17 protein-coding genes are annotated in these 19467 nt (G+C 36.9%); all 17 read left to right on the forward strand.

The genetic code is table 11. The features are described from left to right. Positions 1 to 64 precede the first annotated feature (64 nt). Positions 65 to 2302, forward strand: coding sequence for a DNA helicase PcrA (gene pcrA, locus AC4BC3_RS05525; RefSeq protein ID WP_490467181.1), 2238 nt, complete (start codon positions 65 to 67; stop codon positions 2300 to 2302). A 19-nt stretch (positions 2303 to 2321) separates the two neighbouring features. After that, positions 2322 to 4364, forward strand: coding sequence for an NAD-dependent DNA ligase LigA (gene ligA / locus AC4BC3_RS05530; RefSeq protein WP_490467182.1), 2043 nt, complete (start codon positions 2322 to 2324; stop codon positions 4362 to 4364). A 99-nt stretch (positions 4365 to 4463) separates the two neighbouring features. Further along, positions 4464 to 4769: an Asp-tRNA(Asn)/Glu-tRNA(Gln) amidotransferase subunit GatC gene (gatC, locus tag AC4BC3_RS05535; RefSeq protein ID WP_490467183.1), complete on the forward strand. Its 306-nt coding sequence runs from the start codon at positions 4464 to 4466 to the stop codon at positions 4767 to 4769. Then, positions 4769 to 6241 carry an Asp-tRNA(Asn)/Glu-tRNA(Gln) amidotransferase subunit GatA gene (gatA, locus tag AC4BC3_RS05540; RefSeq protein WP_206908904.1) on the forward strand — a complete coding sequence of 491 codons (1473 nt, stop codon included), beginning with the start codon at positions 4769 to 4771 and terminating at the stop codon, positions 6239 to 6241. The genes gatC and gatA overlap by 1 nt, the downstream gene beginning before the upstream one ends. Further along, complete coding sequence (gatB, locus tag AC4BC3_RS05545) at positions 6238 to 7668, forward strand: Asp-tRNA(Asn)/Glu-tRNA(Gln) amidotransferase subunit GatB (RefSeq protein ID WP_206897771.1); 1431 nt, start codon at positions 6238 to 6240, stop codon at positions 7666 to 7668. The genes gatA and gatB overlap by 4 nt, the downstream gene beginning before the upstream one ends. A gap of 10 nt (positions 7669 to 7678) precedes the next feature. Further along, entirely contained in the window at positions 7679 to 8722 is a 1044-nt protein-coding gene (locus AC4BC3_RS05550) for a diacylglycerol kinase (protein ID WP_206908906.1), read from the forward strand. 119 nt (positions 8723 to 8841) lie between these two features. Beyond that, complete coding sequence (gene rlmD, locus AC4BC3_RS05555) at positions 8842 to 10209, forward strand: 23S rRNA (uracil(1939)-C(5))-methyltransferase RlmD (protein ID WP_206908908.1); 1368 nt, start codon at positions 8842 to 8844, stop codon at positions 10207 to 10209. A gap of 1146 nt (positions 10210 to 11355) precedes the next feature. After that, a complete protein-coding gene (locus tag AC4BC3_RS05560; RefSeq protein ID WP_490467291.1) occupies positions 11356 to 12138 on the forward strand; it encodes an ETX/MTX2 family pore-forming toxin in 783 nt (260 codons plus the stop codon). A gap of 278 nt (positions 12139 to 12416) precedes the next feature. Then, positions 12417 to 12545: a hypothetical protein gene (locus AC4BC3_RS05565; protein ID WP_490467184.1), complete on the forward strand. Its 129-nt coding sequence runs from the start codon at positions 12417 to 12419 to the stop codon at positions 12543 to 12545. A 615-nt stretch (positions 12546 to 13160) separates the two neighbouring features. Beyond that, positions 13161 to 13832 carry an LCP family glycopolymer transferase gene (locus tag AC4BC3_RS05570; protein WP_490467185.1) on the forward strand — a complete coding sequence of 224 codons (672 nt, stop codon included), beginning with the start codon at positions 13161 to 13163 and terminating at the stop codon, positions 13830 to 13832. A gap of 51 nt (positions 13833 to 13883) precedes the next feature. After that, on the forward strand, positions 13884 to 14333 hold the full coding sequence (locus AC4BC3_RS05575) for a hypothetical protein (RefSeq protein WP_206908914.1): 450 nt from the start codon (positions 13884 to 13886) through the stop codon (positions 14331 to 14333). 12 nt (positions 14334 to 14345) lie between these two features. Next, complete coding sequence (locus tag AC4BC3_RS05580; protein ID WP_490467186.1) at positions 14346 to 15014, forward strand: 2,3-bisphosphoglycerate-dependent phosphoglycerate mutase; 669 nt, start codon at positions 14346 to 14348, stop codon at positions 15012 to 15014. Positions 15015 to 15058: 44 nt separating this feature from the next. Then, complete coding sequence (locus AC4BC3_RS05585) at positions 15059 to 15676, forward strand: HAD-IA family hydrolase (RefSeq protein WP_490467292.1); 618 nt, start codon at positions 15059 to 15061, stop codon at positions 15674 to 15676. 55 nt (positions 15677 to 15731) lie between these two features. After that, positions 15732 to 16118, forward strand: coding sequence for a DUF1149 family protein (locus tag AC4BC3_RS05590; RefSeq protein WP_067481756.1), 387 nt, complete (start codon positions 15732 to 15734; stop codon positions 16116 to 16118). Between the two features lie 216 nt (positions 16119 to 16334). Further along, positions 16335 to 17726, forward strand: coding sequence for an L-cystine transporter (locus tag AC4BC3_RS05595; RefSeq protein ID WP_206908918.1), 1392 nt, complete (start codon positions 16335 to 16337; stop codon positions 17724 to 17726). A 197-nt stretch (positions 17727 to 17923) separates the two neighbouring features. After that, positions 17924 to 18295 carry a VOC family protein gene (locus AC4BC3_RS05600; protein WP_490467187.1) on the forward strand — a complete coding sequence of 124 codons (372 nt, stop codon included), beginning with the start codon at positions 17924 to 17926 and terminating at the stop codon, positions 18293 to 18295. 191 nt (positions 18296 to 18486) lie between these two features. Next, positions 18487 to 19428, forward strand: coding sequence for an oxygen-dependent tRNA uridine(34) hydroxylase TrhO (gene trhO / locus AC4BC3_RS05605; RefSeq protein WP_206908923.1), 942 nt, complete (start codon positions 18487 to 18489; stop codon positions 19426 to 19428). The last annotated feature ends 39 nt before the right edge of the window (positions 19429 to 19467 follow it).

Here is a 19467-nt window from a genome sequence, read left to right on the forward strand (position 1 = left end):
TAGTTTAATGAAGAGTGGTAAAATGCTATAATTGATGAGATTGATAAAAGAAAGGATGTTGTGAATGTCATCCAAGCAAGAATTATTACAGGGGATGAATCCTCGCCAAAAAGAGGCTGTTCTTCATACGGAAGGACCACTGTTATTGATGGCTGGTGCAGGAAGTGGGAAGACCCGCGTACTTACGCATCGAATTGCCTATTTGATTGAAGAAAAAGAAGTGAATCCTTGGAATATCCTAGCGATTACTTTTACCAATAAAGCCGCAAAAGAAATGAAAGAACGTGTGAACGCAATTTTGGAATTTGGTGGCGAAGATGTCTGGGTTTCAACATTTCACTCAATGTGTGTTCGTATTTTGAGAAGAGATGTTGATTTTATTGGTTACAATCGAAATTTTACGATTATTGATTCTTCCGAACAACTTACTTTGATGAAACGTATTCTAAAAGAGCTTAATATTGATCCAAAAAAATACGATCCTCGTGGGATTTTAGGAACAGTTTCTCAAGCCAAAAACAAGTTGCAAATGCCTGAAGACTTTGAAAAAATGCAAGGTAGCTATTATGAAGAGATTGCCGCTAAGTGCTATAAAGCTTATCAGAAAGAATTGCAATACAATCAATGTATGGATTTTGATGATTTGATTATGAATACGATTCGCTTGTTCAAGGAACATCCAGACTCACTAACTTATTATCAAAATAAATTCCAATATATCCATGTAGATGAATATCAAGATACCAATCATGCTCAATATACATTAGTCAATTTATTAGCAGGGCGCTTCCGTAATTTGTGTGTTGTCGGAGATGCCGATCAAAGTATCTATGGCTGGCGTGGTGCAGATATGCAAAATATTTTGGACTTCGAAAAAGATTATCCGGATGCGAGTGTTATTTTACTTGAACAAAATTATCGGTCAACCAAAACAATTTTGGATGCGGCCAATCAAGTGATTGAAAACAATACCAACCGCAAACCAAAAAATCTATGGACTGAAAATCAAGAAGGCGCTAAAATCACTTATTATCGTGGCGATAATGAACGTGATGAAACACGTTTTGTTATTGAAAAAATGCAACAGGAAATGCGTGAAAATGGTCGAGATTACGGTGACTTCGCGGTATTATACCGAACAAATGCGCAATCACGTGTAATGGAAGAAACGCTGTTAAAAGCTAATATACCTTATAAAATGGTTGGCGGACACAAATTCTATGATCGAAAAGAAATCAAAGACATTTTGGCGTATCTTAATGTGATTGCCAATCCACAAGACTCAATTAGTTTTGAACGAGTGGTCAATTCACCTAAGCGAGGAATAGGCCCTGGTTCCATTGACAAGTTGCGTCAATTTGCCTCAATTCATGAATGGGCTTTGTTAGAAGCAGCTCAAAACGTGGATTTAGCGAACATTGGTGGGAAAGCTGGTCGTCAATTAGCAGAATTTGGAGCAATGATTGATGAAGTCACACAAATGGTTCCTTACTTATCTGTTACGGACTTAACAAAAGAAGTCTTGGAACGCAGTGGCTATCAAGAAGAATTGAAGATCCAAAATACACTTGAGGCACAGGCTAGACTAGAAAACTTGGAAGAATTCTTAAGTGTTACGCAAGAATTCGATAAACAATTTGAAAAACAAAATGAAGAAATGGCAGATGCACCTGAAGAAAAATTAACGGTTTTCTTAAATGACTTAGCTTTGGTTTCAGATATCGATAGCTTAGAAGAAGAGACAACGCAAGTGACTTTAATGACGTTACATGCAGCCAAAGGATTGGAATTTCCAGTGGTCTTTTTGATTGGACTAGAAGAAGGTGTCTTTCCACTTTCTCGTGCTTTGATGGAAGAAAGTGAACTTGAAGAAGAACGTCGTTTAGCTTATGTAGGAATTACTAGAGCTGAAGAAGTGTTGTACTTGACCAATGCCTTTTCAAGAACATTATATGGCCGAACCCAATACAATCGTCCTTCACGATTTATCGACGAAATTGATCAAGAGTTATTAGAAACTCAAGGAATGCGACCAACATCAAAACAAACTTCACCATTTATGACAAGAACTACTACACCTAGCTATCAACAACCAAAAGTGACGACTGTTTCATCAAAAACAGCGACTGGCGGCGAAAATAATAGCTGGAAAGCTGGCGACAAAGTCAAACATAAGAAATGGGGGACAGGGACGGTTGTTCGAGTAAAAGGAACAGCTGCAGATCTTGAATTGGATGTTGCTTTTCAAGGACAAGGAGTCAAACGTTTATTAGCGGCATTTGCACCAATCGAAAAAGTTTAATAATAGTGGGGGGAAAACGATGACACAAGAGATGACGATTGATTACGCAACAAAAAGAGCAGAAGAGCTGCGTGCACAATTAAATCGTTGGTCCCGAGAATATTATGTAGAAGATCAGCCAACGGTAGAAGATTCTGTTTACGATAAAAATTATGCAGAATTAGTAGCAATCGAAGCAAATTATCCGGAACTAATCACTGTAGACTCACCAACTCAAAGAGTAGGTGGCGGTGTTCTTGCAGGGTTTGAAAAAGTCACACATGATATTCCACTCTATAGTTTAAATGATGTCTTTGATAAAGAAGAACTGTTTGCTTTTGATCAACGTGTGCAAAAAGCGATTGGTCATCCAGTGGATTATTGTTGTGAGCTGAAGATTGATGGACTCTCAGTTTCTTTACGCTATGAAAATGGACTGTTTGTTCGGGGCGCCACTCGTGGTGATGGAACTGTAGGCGAAAATATTACTGAAAATGTGAAAACAGTTCGTTCTGTGCCATTACGTTTGAATGAGCCGGTTTCAATCGAAGTTCGTGGCGAATGTTTCATGCCGAAAAAGTCATTTGTCGAATTGAATGAAAAGCGAGAAGCCGCAGGGCATGATGTTTTTGCTAATCCGCGAAATGCTGCCGCTGGTTCATTAAGACAACTTGATTCAAAGATTGCAGCTAAACGTAATCTGGATACTTTTTTATACACAGTAGCAGATTTTGGACCAATGAAAGCAAAGACACAGTACGAAGCTTTGCAAGAACTAGCAAAACTTGGTTTTCATACAAATCATGAAGCACAGTTGTGTCACTCAATCGAAGAAGTTTGGGCGTATATTGAAAAATTTCATGACCAACGAATTAGGCTACCTTATGAAATTGATGGAATCGTAGTGAAAGTCAATGAATTTTCACTTCAAGATCAGCTTGGCTTTACCGTTAAAGCACCACGTTGGGCAACTGCATATAAATTTCCACCTGAGGAAGTTGAAACAATCATTGAAACAATTGAATGGACGGTAGGAAGAACAGGTGTCGTTACACCAACAGCAGTCATGACCCCCGTTCGTGTGGCTGGAACAACAGTGAGTCGGGCTAGCCTGCATAACGGAGACTACATCAAAATGAAAGATATTCGGCTGCATGATACAGTATTGATTTACAAAGCAGGAGATATCATTCCAGAAGTGGCTCGAGTGATTGAGGACAAACGACCACAAGACAGTGAACCTTATCCATTACCAACGTATTGTCCTGAATGTGAAAGTGAATTAGTCCATCTAGATGGAGAAGTGGCTCTTCGCTGTATCAATCCAAAATGCCCAGCACAAATGAAAGAAGGGCTCAACCACTTTGTCTCCAGAAATGCGATGAATATCGAAGGCTTAGGCCCAAGAGTGCTTGAACAAATGTATGATAAAAAGTTAGTCGCAGATGTTGCAGATCTATATAAATTAACAGAAGAAGAATTGTTGACATTAGATAAGATCAAAGAAAAAGCGGCGAATAATATTTTAACGGCGATTGCCAATAGTAAAGAAAATTCAGTCGAACGTTTGATTTTTGGTCTGGGAATTCGACACGTCGGAGCAAAAGCGGCGAAAATTTTGGCCGAACACTTTGATAATCTAGAGGCAATCAGTCAAAGCGATTTTGAATCAATTGTGGCGCTTGATAGCATGGGGTCTATTATTGCAGATAGCATCGTGACCTACTTTAGTAATGAAGAAGTACACGAATTGATGGATGAATTAAAAGCTGCTGGGGTCAATTTTGAATACAAAGGTATTCGATTGGAACAGCTAGCTGAAGTCGACTCACCTTTTAAAGATAAAACAGTTGTTCTAACTGGAAAGTTAACTCAATTTACGCGAGAAGAAGCGAAAGCGACAATCGAAAATCTTGGTGGAAAAGTAACTGGAAGTGTCTCTAAAAAAACAGATATCGTTGTAGCAGGTGAAGAAGCTGGAAGTAAGCTGACAAAAGCAGAATCACTAGGGATTGACATTTGGACGGAAGAGAAGATGGCAGAAGCGTTAGCTCAAAGTCATTCTGTAGAAGTCGAAAACTAAGCTTTTTCAGATAAATTTCAATAAATAATTTCAGAGGTTGCACACTTGTGGTAGAATAGAGAGCAAAGTTTTTAACTCGTTTAAGAAAGAAGGGGTAGTATGGCGATTAGTGAAGAACAAGTCAAACACGTTGCTAAATTAGCAAAACTTGCATTTGATGAAAAAGAGCTTGCAAGTTTTACAGACCAATTAGGTAAGATCATTGATATGGTGGAAATGCTTGAAGAAGTAGATACAGAAGGTGTTCCATTCACATCAAACGTAGTAGAAACAGTGAATGTAATGCGTCAAGACCGTGCACAAGCAGGTTGGAGTCGCGATCAATTATTAAAAAATGTGCCAGAATCTGAAGATGGTTTCATTAAGGTACCCGCAATTATTGATAATGGGGAGGCTGGCGCGTAATGACAGAATTATACAACCGTTCATTAGAAGAATTGCATGATATGCTTGTTTCTAAAGAAATTACTGCTCAAGATTTAGTGAGAGCAACATTTGAACGTATCAAAGAAACAGAACCAGAAATCGAAGCATTTATTACGTTGAATGAAGCAAAAGCACTTGAATTAGCAAAAGCATTAGATGAAAAAGGAATCGATGAAAACAATGTGTTAGCAGGTATTCCAATTGGGATCAAAGACAACATTGTAACAAAAGATTTGTTAACAACAGCTGCATCAAAAATCCTTTATAATTTTGATCCAATCTATGATGCAACGGTCATGGATAAAGTATATCAAGCAGATATGATCCCTGTGGGTAAACTAAACATGGACGAATTTGCCATGGGCGGAAGTACAGAAACTTCTTACTTTAAGAAAACGAAAAATGCTTGGGATCATTCTAAAGTGCCCGGTGGTTCATCAGGTGGCTCTGCTGCAGCAGTTGCTTCTGGTCAAATTCCTGTTTCTCTGGGAAGCGACACAGGTGGAAGTATTCGCCAACCGGCTGCATTTAACGGGATCGTCGGGATGAAACCGACTTATGGACGTGTTTCACGTTTCGGGTTGATTGCATTTGCTTCTTCATTAGACCAAATTGGACCAATGACAAGAACTGTTAAAGACAATGCATTAGCATTAACAGCCATCAGCGGTTATGACGAAAAAGATGGAACTTCATCAGGTGTTTCTGTACCTAACTTTGCTGAAGGTTTGACTGGTGATATCAAAGGAATGAAAATTGCTTTGCCAACGGAATACCTTGGTGAAGGTGTAGCGCCTGGCGTCAAAGAAGCTGTGTTGAAAGCAGCAGAAACATTCCGTTCATTAGGTGCAACGGTGGAAGAAGTAAGCTTGCCACATTCAAAATATGGTGTAGCAGTATACTATATCATCGCTTCATCTGAAGCAAGTTCAAACTTGCAACGCTTCGACGGTATTCGATTCGGCTATCGTTCTGAAAATGTGAAAAACTTGGAAGATGTGTATGTTAACTCACGTTCAGAAGGTTTTGGTGACGAAGTAAAACGTCGAATCATGCTAGGAACATTCTCATTGAGTGCAGGATATTATGATGCTTATTTCAAGAAAGCTGGCCAAGTAAGGACATTAATCAAGCAAGACTTTGAAAAAGTTTTTGCTGATTATGATCTAATCATTGGACCATCTTCACCAACTGTGGCATTTGGTATCGGTGAAAATATCAATGACCCAATTACGATGTATATGAGCGATATTTTAACGATTCCTGTGAACTTAGCAGGACTTCCTGGTATGTCCATTCCGGCTGGGCTTTCAGAAGGTCTTCCTGTTGGCTTACAATTAATCGGTAATTATTTTGAAGAAAAAACAATGTATCAAGCAGCGTATGCTTTTGAACAAGCAACTGAATTTCATAAGCAACAACCTGCTATTCTAGGGGGGCAAGGCGAATGAACTTCGAAACAGTCATTGGACTTGAGGTCCACGTTGAATTAAAAACAAATTCTAAAATTTTCTCACCAGCGCCTGCGCATTTTGGAGCAGAACCTAACAGCAATACGAACGTGATTGACTGGGGTTATCCTGGTGTGCTACCAGTAATGAACAAGGCAGCTTTAGAGTTTGGAATGAAAGCTGCTTTAGCATTGAATTGTGAAATCTCAAAAGATACACATTTTGACCGCAAAAACTATTTCTATCCTGATAATCCAAAAGCTTACCAAATTTCACAATTTGACCAACCAATCGGTCACGATGGTTGGATCGAGATTGAAGTTGAGGGACAAAAGAAAAAAATTAGAATCGAACGTGTTCATTTAGAAGAAGATGCTGGGAAAAACATGCACGGTATCGGTGGTTATTCATACGTTGACTTAAACCGTCAAGGAACACCACTAATCGAAATCGTTTCAGAAGCAGATATGCGTTCACCAGAAGAAGCATATGCTTATCTTGAAGCATTGCGTTCAATCATCCAGTTCACTGAAGTTAGTGATGTGAAAATGGAAGAAGGATCTATGCGTTGTGATGCCAATATTTCTTTGCGTCCTTATGGTCAAGAAGAATTTGGAACAAAAGCAGAATTAAAAAACTTGAACTCACTTTCATTTGTGAAAAAAGGACTGGCTTTTGAGGAAAAACGTCAAGCAAAAGTTTTACTTTCTGGTGGCGAAATCCAACAAGAAACTCGTCGTTTTGATGAAACAACGAATAAAACTATTTTGATGCGGGTCAAAGAAGGCTCAAGTGACTACCGTTACTTCCCAGAACCAGATATTCCAAAATTTGTGATTGATGATGAATGGATTCAACGTGTTAAAGCGACATTGCCAGAATTACCAGCGTCACGTCGCCAACGTTATATCAGTGACTTTGGGTTACCTGAATATGATGCAATGGTCTTGACGTTAACGAAAGAAATGTCTGACTTCTTTGAAGCAACTTTAGAGAATGGCGCAGATGCAAAACAAGCTTCTAACTGGTTGATGGGTGAAGTCTCTGCCTACTTAAATAGTGAAAAACTAGAATTAGCAGAAACACAATTGACACCAGAGAACTTAGCAGGCATGATCCGTTTGATTGCTGATGGAACAATCAGTTCAAAAATCGCAAAAAAAGTTTTCCGTGAATTGATTGCAAAAGGTGGCGACGCGCAAGGAGTCGTTGAAGCCAATGGTTGGATCCAACTATCTGATCCAAGTCAATTACTGCCAATTATCAATGAAATTTTAGATAATAACGAACAATCTGTTGAAGACTTTAAAAACGGAAAGGATCGTGCAGTCGGCTTCTTAGTAGGACAAATCATGAAAGCAACAAAAGGACAAGCAAATCCAGGCGTTGTGAACAAACTACTAAAAGATGAATTGACGAAACGTTAAGAGGAAAATCATGAAAAAAGCACGTGTCATTTATAATCCAACTTCAGGTAAAGAATTGCTGAAAAAAAACCTCGCTGATATTCTTCAAGCACTGGAAGAGGCAGGTTATGAAGCAAGTGCTTATGCAACAACTCCCGAAGAAAACTCTGCAAAAAATGAAGCAACCAGAGTCGGAAAATTAGGTTTTGACTTGGTTGTAGCAGCAGGTGGAGATGGAACAATCAATGAGGTTGTGAATGGAATCGCACCATTGAAGAAACGACCTAAAATGGCGATTATCCCCGCTGGAACAACGAATGATTATGCACGAGCACTAAAAATTCCTCGTGACAATATTAAGGCAGCTGCCGAAGTCATCAAAAAAAACCAGACTGTGAAAATGGATATTGGTCATGCCGAAAACAGTTACTTCATCAATATTGCAGCAGGTGGCTACTTAACGGAGTTAACTTATGAAGTACCATCTGAACTAAAAAGTATTTTTGGTTACTTGGCTTATCTCGCAAAAGGAGCAGAGATGTTACCTCGAGTGAAGCCAATCAAAATGCGTTTGAAGTACGATGAAGGAGAATATATTGGAAATGCATCCATGTTTTTCTTAGGGTTAACGAATTCAGTCGGTGGCTTTGAGCAAATTGCTCCGGATGCAAAGCTTGACGATGGGAAATTTTCATTGATTATCGTCAAAACAGCCAATATTTTTGAAATTTTACACATTGCAGCACTGATGTTGAATGGTGGCCGTCATGTCGAAGATCATCGAGTGATTTATACAAAGACAAGCGAGTTATATGTTGAAACGGAAGATGATACAAATCGTCCGGTAATGATCAACTTAGATGGTGAATACGGTGGCGATGCACCAATGCATTTCTCAAATTTACATCAACATATTGAATTTTTTGCGAATACGGATAAGATTCCCGATGCCGCTATCACGGGTGTAGAAGAAGAAGAATTCGAAGAGGTTGGCAAAGAATTCGTGAAAGAAGTCGAACGATTAACAGACGAAGATATTGACGGCGATGGTAAGATTGCTGACGAGGAAAAATAGCCAGACAACCGGTACTGATACTAGGAACCTAGAGGTCAGTACCGGTTTTAGTTATTGTGAAAAACAATAATTTATAGTAGAGTCAGAATTAGAAAAGTAAGAAGTTAAAGGAGTAAACAATGAGCGAACAAACAGTGAAAAAAAATGAACGTTATACCGTAAAAATTATTGATTTGAGTTATGAAGGAATGGGTGTTGCGAAAATTGACGGCTACCCATTATTTATCGAAAATGCGCTACCTGGAGAAGAAGTAGAAGTTCTTGTATTAAAGGCAGGAAATAAATTTGGCTATGCAAAAGTAGAAAACTGGTTAACGACTTCACCGGATCGTCAACCTGTTGAAGATAAAACGTTGATTCGTACAGGTATTGCTCCGCTTGCACACTTGAGTTATGAAAAACAATTAGTGTTCAAACAACACCAAGTTGAAAATGTGATGGAAAAAATTGCGAAGTTACCAGAAGTACCTGTTCTGCCAGTAGTAGGTATGGCTTCACCAGTTGCTTACCGAAACAAAGCACAAATCCCTGTTCGGAAAATTGATGGTCATTTGGCTACCGGTTTTTATAAGAAAAACAGCCATGATTTAGTTTCGATTACAGATTTTTATATTCAAGATCCAGAAATCGATAAAGCAATCGTTGTTGTGCGTGACATCTTAGAACGTTTCCAAGTTCGTGCGTATAATGAAGCTAAAAATGAAGGACAAATTCGTCATATCGTTATTCGTCGTGGACATTACTCACATGAAATGATGGTTGTTTTAGTGACACGTAAAGAAAAATTCTTCAAAGCAAAAGAGATTGCTAAAGTGATTCATGAAGAATTACCAGAAGTTGTTTCAGTCATTCAAAATATCAATGAAGAGAAAACAAATGTCATCTTTGGTAAAAAAGAAGTTGTTTTATTTGGAAAAGATTACATTGAAGATCAACTATTAGGAAAGACATTCAGAATTTCTGCGAAATCATTCTATCAAGTGAATACACAACAAGCAGAATATCTTTACCAAACAGCAATTGATTTTGCGAACTTAACCAAAGAAGATGTTGTAATCGATGCTTATTCAGGAATCGGGACCATTGGCTTATCCTTAGCTGATCGTGTTGCGGAAGTTTATGGAATGGAAATCATCCCTGAAGCGATTGAAGATGCACAGTTTAACGCATTAACTAATAAAATCGAAAATGCTCATTACGAAGTGGGTAAAGCTGAAAAAGCAATGAAAAAGTGGCAAGATAAAGGAATTAAGCCTTCTGTTATTATGGTTGATCCACCACGTAAAGGATTAGATGGAAGTTTCATTGAATCAGCAATTGAAATGAACCCTTCTCGAATTGTTTATATTTCATGTAATCCAGCAACTTTTGCGCGTGATGCAAAATTATTTGCAGAAGCAGGTTATGAAACAACAAAAGTACAACCTGTTGACTTATTCCCACAAACGCATCATGTGGAGCTGGTGGCGTTACTTACTCACAAGTAAAATTTAAAAATATTCACTAATTAAAGTGCAGAAGGATAATTAAGGGAAACTTTCTTAGGTTATCAATTCTGTGCTTTTTTGTGTTGGCTAGAAAAAAGTATGGAACAATTAGAGGATTTAGAAAATAAAATTTGTATGAATGAAAAAGAAAACTATTTCTATGTGATACTTTTGATTTTAATCAAGAATATGCATATCTTTAAAAAATAATCTTCGGTTTACTAAAGAGTATCGTAATTTACAATCAAAGCTTTTTTCTTACACTACAAACAAAAAACAGTTTATTTCTTCAAAATCATCTACTCAAACTTTAGTTGACGCAATACGTCAAATAGATTTTGGAGAGATGAGAATAATTGGATTGGAATTCCGTGTTAAGTTCATCACCGATCTAAAAATCCTATGTTTTTAATATCAAATAAAATTTCTTATGATGAACTAATGGTCCAGGGAAAAAACCATTGAATGAATCGGTTGATAAAGCGAAATGTAAGAGAGGTTTGGTAAAGCAGTTGATAAATATTTTTATGAGTAATCTGAATTTCTTTAAGATAAAATTAAAAAAATTACTAAAACTAATCCAGAGCTTAAGAAAAATATTTATATCATAACATCATTCAAAAATTTTGCAGTGAAGTTAGCAAAACATTTAGATAATATCTATTTACATAGCTACATTTTTTATTTTGTGAGAAGAGTGAAGAAATAAAATAAGAATGATCAAGTAAGAAATATCCACCTAATTAAATAACAAGCGTTGGAAGAGGTATTGTTTTAATAAAAAGAGAAACGTGTGTTAAAATAATGTTTAAGAGATGTTGATTATGGACGAAAGAAACGTTCATTCACATGATTATGAACAGCGTTCAATTATTTTTTATACATAGTTATTCTTAAAAAATTGAGAGAATTTAGTAGAGGAGTGGTGTAAGAAATATCAAATAACACTTGAATGACTCGTTTAAAGTAATCAAAAAATGGAGGAAATAAAACATGTGGAGTAAAATAACTAAAATTGGGATTATATCTGTTGGCCTGTTATCTACTATTACTATAAACAACGATGTAAGCGCTACCTCATTTAGCAGAGAGAGCACTAAACTGAATGAGAGACTCAGTGAAGCAGATCACGATAAATTGTCGGTCATGTCATACGCGCTTTCTTTTCAAATGTACCAGTGGGGAGATATTTCCTATAGTGAGAAGTTATCAGGTGACGAGACAAATCCTTGGAATGTTTCGAGTGATACTTATCTTGTCGGAAATAATAATGACCTTGTCGTGAAACATACGCCTAGGACAGTGAATAGTAGTACTTTTAATAATGATACTTCGGAAGATCAGACATTCTATACACCGTCATATACGGAGTCTCATACAAATTCGGTTACTACAACAACAACACATTCATCGAAGGTAGGAACTAAGGCTTCAACCAAAATTGAGTTACCGATGATTGGCGAAACATCCGTAGAGGTATCGGCTGAGTATACATTTACGAATAGTAATTCAGAAACTCAGACCACTCTTAAATCTTGGACAGTGCCTGGTCAACCAATCAAAGTCAAAGCTGGGCATAAGGTGGTTGTAAATTGGATTTTTTATACTGGCAAAGCGACAGGAACGGTAAAATTACAGGAAAAGGTTAGTGCGATGATTCCTTATAAGAAAACTTCTACTGGCAATCGTCTAGGATATGGCTTAGGAGATGTCGTAGGTAATACCAATATTTTTTACAATAGTTATTGGAAAAAATACATAACTGAGGATCGTTCAAATTGGGAAAGAGCCAGTAGCAATTCTGCCCATCATAAGATCGGAGCAGGTAACTATGAGATTAGTTATGGCTCAGGTTTCTTTTTAGAAGCTCATGACTTAACTAGTGGGACTGTCACAAGGGTTCCTGCTGACGTCACGAACGTGAAATAATTTTTGTGAAAAATTATTTCACCGAGTTGCTTGGGTACATGTGAGAAAATGTATAATAGTTTTCATCAAACAAAGCTTTTTTTGTAAGTATGTGATCAGAACTACTTATGTTACGTTAAAAAGCAAGAGTTATGGTTCGTCAATAGCAAAGGTAGTTGATTGATTTGCACTTCTTTTTTAGCCACACCGAAAAAAAGAATGATTTTACTTGTTTTTTGTTGTATATTAAACAAGGAGAAAGTTGCTACTATTGCAAGATAAATAAAGGTGGAATAAAAATGAATTCAAAAGAAAAAATGTTAGAACTAATTAAAAAGAGACAAGGCGGAGGCAGATCAGAACAAAAAGATACACCTAAAAATGATCGCCGAAACATGCGTAAAGGACCTAAAATCTTTAATAAATAATCGATAAATTAAAAGGAGTGATGACAATTGAATTGTCATCACTCCTTTTTGTATAAACAGGTTGAAGCTACTCCTTTAAAATTAAGTAGAATATACTCAAACTTGGCGGAGCACTCGGCCAAAAGTTTTCTTACTTCTTGAACGTACTCATTCCCTTCTTGCTTCTTTTATTCATTATGCTTGTAGCCGTTCAGTTAAATAGTTATTATTTTCAGGTCAAGAATCCCAAAGCATCTGTTAGGTCGATTCTCAAGGTAGCTATATATGTGGCATTGAAAAAATGGTACATCAGTCTATTGAATGTTGTGCTGGTTGGAATCGTGCCGATAATGATGATCTTGAAACCACAATTTGGATTTATCCTTTTTCCAGTCTTATTTTTTGGACTTATCTAGTTGAACTGTGGGCGGCATTATCGTGAGATTGTGTAGGTGAATCTAATAATATCATCAGTGTTGGAAAGAATAAATGAGTGAATTTTTCATAAGTAAAAGAGAATTTTATTGATCTTTAGCAACTCATTACGAAAAAATAAAATTTTGGAAAAATCCTAGAATCTGTCTGACATTTTAGCAGAAGTATGCTATTTTAAAAAGGAAGTAAAGGAGGAGAAAAATGAATTTTTTAGTTGTTTTAAAAGATGAATCAGTTGAACGTTCCACTTTTATTTATGTTCAATTAAATGAAGAAAAAACGTTACTGCATTTTTCACCAGAATTCCATTTAGAGGGATTAACCTTAGGGGAAGTTTATCAAACAAAAGGTATGTCAGCTATCCTAGATTTTTTTGAAAAGGAGCTTGACTTACCAGTCAAAGAATTTATCGAAATCTCATTGACAGAGTGGGATCGAGTAACCACAGATTTATTTCCAACAGGTCTTGATGTGGAAACTGAGGAGGGCACTGTGCATTTAAGTACAGCTGAGTTGCAACATCAGATGCGTTATCGAGTCGATGAGGAGAATTCTTTTTCGATTTTCAAACGACAACAAAAGATTTTGAAAAGTTTTTTGAGACGACTGAGCAAAAAAAGAAATCTTTTGAAAACTACACAACTTTTGAAAAAGTATCCTAATCTGATGCATACATCTATTCAATTTCCCCAGATTTTGTCACTGGTTCATCGTTATTTACAAGTTCAACAATTACCATCGCGAAAACTTTCATTGCCTTTAGCAGACACGTTTCGGGTAGTTAAACGAGCTGAAGAGAAAAAAGTAATCGTAATCGACTTTACAAAAAATCGAAATATGTTGCATCAAGTAACTATGGGAAAAGCCAATTAGGGCTTTTCCTTTTGCACTTTTTATTCTATTAAATAGTCAATGGAGGAGAAAATGGCTCAAGTTTGGTTACAACGAATGATTAAAATGTATCAAAAATATCAACAACTCATGAAAGGAAGATATGCAAAATTTGACGAATTGAATCGCTTTTTACTGATCTTGTCGCTTCTGTTTAGTCTATTAAGTCGCTGGCTGCCTTATGGGTCTGGTAGAGTATTCTCTTTACTGTTTTTAGGAATTTTGTTTTATCGTTTCTTATCAACTAAAATTTATCCAAGATTGAATGAAAATCAACGTTTTTTAAAAAACTGGCGAACAGTACGCAACTTTTTTCAAACGGTCACCAAAAGAAAACTAAAGACAAACAAGGAAACGGCTTACCAAACGTACACGTATTTTTCTTGCCCAAATTGCCAACAAAAGCAACGTGCTCCACAAGGTCGTGGAAAAATTCGAGTAACTTGTAAAAAATGCGGTACACGATTTGAAACAAATGTATAGGGAGTGAAAAAAATGAAAATGGTTTTGTTGCGTCATGGTGAGAGTGAAGCGAATTTCGAGAATTATTGGACGGGGTGGTTGGATGTAGCATTGACTGCGAAAGGTGCGCAGCAAGCGAGTGAAGCAGGGAACAAAATGAAGGAAGCTGGTTTAGCGTTTGATGCTGTCTACACTTCAGTTTTAAAGCGTGCAATCAAAACAGCTCAATTCGCTTTAGAAGAAATGGGGCAATTGTGGATTCCAATTACTAAAACATGGCGATTAAATGAACGACATTATGGTGAACTAGTTGGTAAAAACAAGGACGAAATGAAAGCTATCTACGGAGAAGAACAAGTCAAAATTTGGCGTCGTGACTATCGTGAAGTACCACCACTTGCTAAAGAAAACCAGTTGGATCGAAGATACGATTTCTTGGATCCTCGTTTGATTTCTCATGGAGAAAGCTTAGAAATGACGGTCAAACGTCTGATACCGTTGTGGGAAGATTCGCTTGCACCAAAACTTCGTGAGCAACAAAACCTTTTAGTGGTCGGGCACGGAAACAGTGTACGTGCGTTAACAAAATACTTGGAGAATGTACCAGAAAATCTAATGGATACGATTGATATTCCCAATGCGCAACCAATCCAATACACATTTGACGAACAGTTAACGATCATTGATAAAAAGATTTTATAAAGACTTGATATACTTTGTGCGAAAAAAGAAGAGTAGGAGCAATGATAAAGAATTTTATTTGGGACTTTGATGGTACATTATTTGATACATATCCTGCAATGGTTGATGGTGCTTGGCGTGCCTTACAAGATTTTGGGATTACAGCGGATAAAAAAGAAATCTATTTTGTGATGAAAAAGTATTCAACGAGTCAATTACGGCAAAGCTATCAGTTATCTGAGGAAAAATTTACTCCACTATTTCATCGCTATGAAACAGAGAGTCAAGAAGTATCAGCACCTTTTCAAGATACGAAATTGGTCTTAGAAAAGTTGAAAGCACACGGCGGACGACACTTTATCCTGACACATCGTTTAACTCATTCAACTTGGAAACTTTTAAAAAACTTTGGGCTAGACGAATTGGTTGAAGAAGTTGTTGGAATAGATCAAGAATTTCCTAGAAAACCGGATCCTTCTTCATTGCATGCGATTATTAAAAAATTTCATTTACAAAAAACAGAAGCAATGATGATTGGTGATCGTCGCTTAGACATTGAAGCAGGGAATAACGCGGGAGTTGCCACTTGCTTATATGATATCGATCATTTTTTAGGTGATATTCCTGCAACCTATGTGGTGAATGAATTGAAGCAAATCATTGAATTACCAGAGATTATTTAAAATATTGTCCGCTTTCAAATTTCATATGCTATAATTTTTATAGAGGAGTGATGATATGGAAATTAGAAGACAAAAAGAAGTGGTTGAGGCTTTTCACTACGATCAAAAACCTAAAGATCAAGAAATCCAAACTGACTTAAAAGTTGGTTTTTCGCCGTTGAATGAAACGATTGAAAATTACCCAGAAGAACATAGTATTGTAGGTGCTCGTTTAGAGTTCCGCTTAGTATTTGACCAATATGTACTATCTGGAAGTGTTAGTCAAATCAATCACATCTTGAATCGTAAAGTTCAAGGACAGGCAGATGTTACACAAGAAGAAGTGGATGAGTTAGTCGCACCTTTATTTGACATTGTTAGTCGTATGGCATACGAAATTACAGAGATTGCTTTAGATGAACCAGGTGTCAAATTGAATTTTCAATCAGAAAAAGAAGCATAAGAAAGAGCAATAGTGATAGCTTAAAACTATCGCTACTGCTCTTTTTCTATTACTAAATGTAAGCAAAAGGCATGCCATTTGGCAAAAAATGAGCTAAAATGAACGAGTCACTGAAAAAATACAAGTTTTTTTCAGGGGAATGGTTGAAGAATCATTCCCGGGAACCTTTACTTCCTTTGATGGACTTGTCATTAAAAAATTTTAAGGAGGAAAAAAATGACAACACTCATCACAGTTTTAGTGGTTCTAGTTTTTGCGGCATTATTATATGTGTTTTACCGTATGCAAAAGCGCCATACTAAATTTTCAACGCGCGTCTTCACAGCGCTAGGTATCGGGATCGTATTTGGCGGTCTACTGCAACTTATCTTTGGGGTCGATAATCAAATTGTTACTCAATCAATGGATTGGATTGGAATTGTTGGGAATGGCTACGTTGCTTTCTTGCAAATGTTAATTATGCCATTGGTTTTCATTTCGATTGTCGGTGCATTTACCAAAATGAAAGTTTCGGAAAAATTAGGTAAAATCAGCGCCACAGTTTTAACAACTTTGTTAGCGACGACAGCAATCTCTGCACTAATTGGGATTGGGACAACGATGCTCTTTAATTTACAAGGGGCAAAATTTACTGAAGGAGCAGCTGAAACAGCACGTATTGCTGAATTAGCTACTAGACAAGAAACGGTTGAGAACTTATCTATTCCTCAACAAATTTTATCATTTATTCCTAAAAATGTTTTTGCTGATTTAGCGGGGAGTCGACCAACAAGTACAATTGGTGTCGTGATTTTCGCTGCATTTGTTGGTGTTGCCTATCTTGGGATTAAACGTAAAGCACCAAAAGAAGCAGCGTTTTTCTCAGATTTGATTGATAGTTTATATAAAATAGTTATGCGAATCGTGACACTAGTTCTACGCTTAACACCATATGGCGTACTTGCGTTGATGACAAACGTCATGGCTACAAGTGACTTTGTAGCAATCGTGAACTTAGGCAAATTTGTACTAGCTTCATATATTGCTTTGCTTGCTGTATTAATTGTTCATTCGCTCATTTTGATGTCAGTCAAAGTGAATCCAATTAATTACTTCAAAAAGGCTTTTCCAGTATTGAGTTTTGCTTTTACTTCACGTTCTAGTGCAGGTGCATTGCCGTTAAATATTGAAACACAAACGAAAGCTCTTGGGGTTGACGATGCAACAGCGAACTTCTCTGCAAGCTTTGGTTTGTCAATTGGGCAAAATGGCTGTGCGGGAGTTTATCCAGCAATGTTAGCAACAATTGTTGCACCAGCTGCAGGTATTAATGTATTTAGCTTAGAATTTATTTTAATGCTAGTAGCGATTGTAACGATCAGTTCATTTGGTGTCGCTGGCGTTGGTGGGGGCGCAACATTTGCTTCATTAATCGTGCTAGGCGCAATGAATTTACCGGTAGCAATCGTTGGTTTAGTTATCTCTGTAGAACCATTGATCGACATGGCTCGTACTGCAACAAACGTTAGTGGTAGTATGGTAGCTGGGATTGTTACAAGTGCTCGTATCCATGATTTGGATCGTGATGTCATCAATGATGAAACTAAAGTCATTGATGTAAATGCATAAAGCTTAAGAAAAAATTAGAGCTAGCTATCGTTTCGATAGTTAGCTTTTTATTTATAAAAGTAAATATTCCGAAAAGTGAAAACGAGAAAATACAAACGAAAAACATTCATTTAAATAGACAAGTCTAGAGATTATGAGGTGGATATGGTAAACTAGCAACGATTATTCACCATTAAAATGGATTTAGGAGGAACAAAATGTTTACAAATGAAATAAAAATCATGCTTTATGTCGATGATGTTGAAAAAAATGCAGCATTTTGGACAAATAACGGTTTTGCAGAATTAGATCGACAAGAAATGGATGGCACATTGATTGTTGAGATTGGTCCAGCAGTTGACGCACAAGCGAAATTAGTTTTGTATGATCGTAAATTTATCGAGGCACATTCACCAGAGGTTGCGTCAAATTCACCTTCTTTAATGTTTGCAAGTGAAGATGTTTTTGGTTTATATAAAAAAATGCAAACAAATAATGTCACACTGGGTGATTTAGTCCAAATCGGTGAAGAATACGTTTTTAATTTTGCTGATCCAGATGGTAATTATTTTGCAGTGACTGGCAAATAAATTGAAACTTTTGTAGAGGGCTATCATAGAATCTGCAAAAGTTTTCTTTCTTTTGATTATAAAATTATTATGTAAACTTATGTGCGTTTACTATTCAATCTTGCGTAAAAATACACAAGCAAATAAGTCGTCAAATAACTGATCCTTTCTTATACTATTTGGGAATCATTAGAATGAAGGGATGTCACAGTATGAATTACCAAGTTTTACTTTATTATAATTACACAACGATTGAAGATCCAGAAATGTTTGCGAAGGAACATTTAGCCTTTTGTAAGTCATTGAACTTGAAGGGGAGGATTCTTGTCGCAACGGAAGGAATTAATGGCACGTTGTCAGGAACAATTGCAGATACGACTGCTTATATGGATGCAATGAAAGCAGATGTACGTTTTGCTGATACTTTCTTCAAAATCGACCCAAGTCCTGAACACGCATTTAAAAAAATGTTTGTTCGTCCACGTTCGGAACTGGTTTCTCTCAAACTTGAGGAGGACATCGATCCGAAAGATACTACAGGAGCTTATTTATCACCGCAAGAATTTAAAGAAGCGATTCTTGATGAAGAAACTGTTGTGATTGATGCAAGAAATGATTATGAATATGATTTAGGTCATTTTCGTGGGGCTGTTCGACCAGAGATCCGTAGTTTTAGAGAACTACCTCAATGGATTCGCGACCACAAAGAAGAATTTATGGACAAACGTGTCGTTACTTATTGTACAGGTGGGATTCGTTGTGAAAAATTTTCTGGCTGGTTAGTTCGAGAAGGCTTCAAAGACGTTGGGCAGCTTCATGGTGGGATTGCGACATATGGAAAAGATCCCGAAGTTCAAGGTGAATTATGGGATGGACAAATGTATGTCTTTGATGAACGAATTGCGGTTGAAATCAATCATGTCGATAAACGAGTAGTTGGTAGAGACTGGTTTGACGGAACACCTTGTGAGCGCTATGTGAATTGTGCAAATCCTGAATGCAATCGTCAATTTTTGACTTCGGTAGAAAATGAAGCGCGACATCTTGGAGCATGTTCAAAAGAATGTGCGCAACATCCACATAATCGTTACCTTAAAGAACATTCGTTAACAGATACAGAAATTGCAGAAATCTTGGTGGCAAATTTCAAATAAATCAAAGGTTCAAATCGTTAAGAAAACAATGGTTACCAT

The organism is Enterococcus sp. AAFC-DPL-6103, assembly GCF_058216595.1.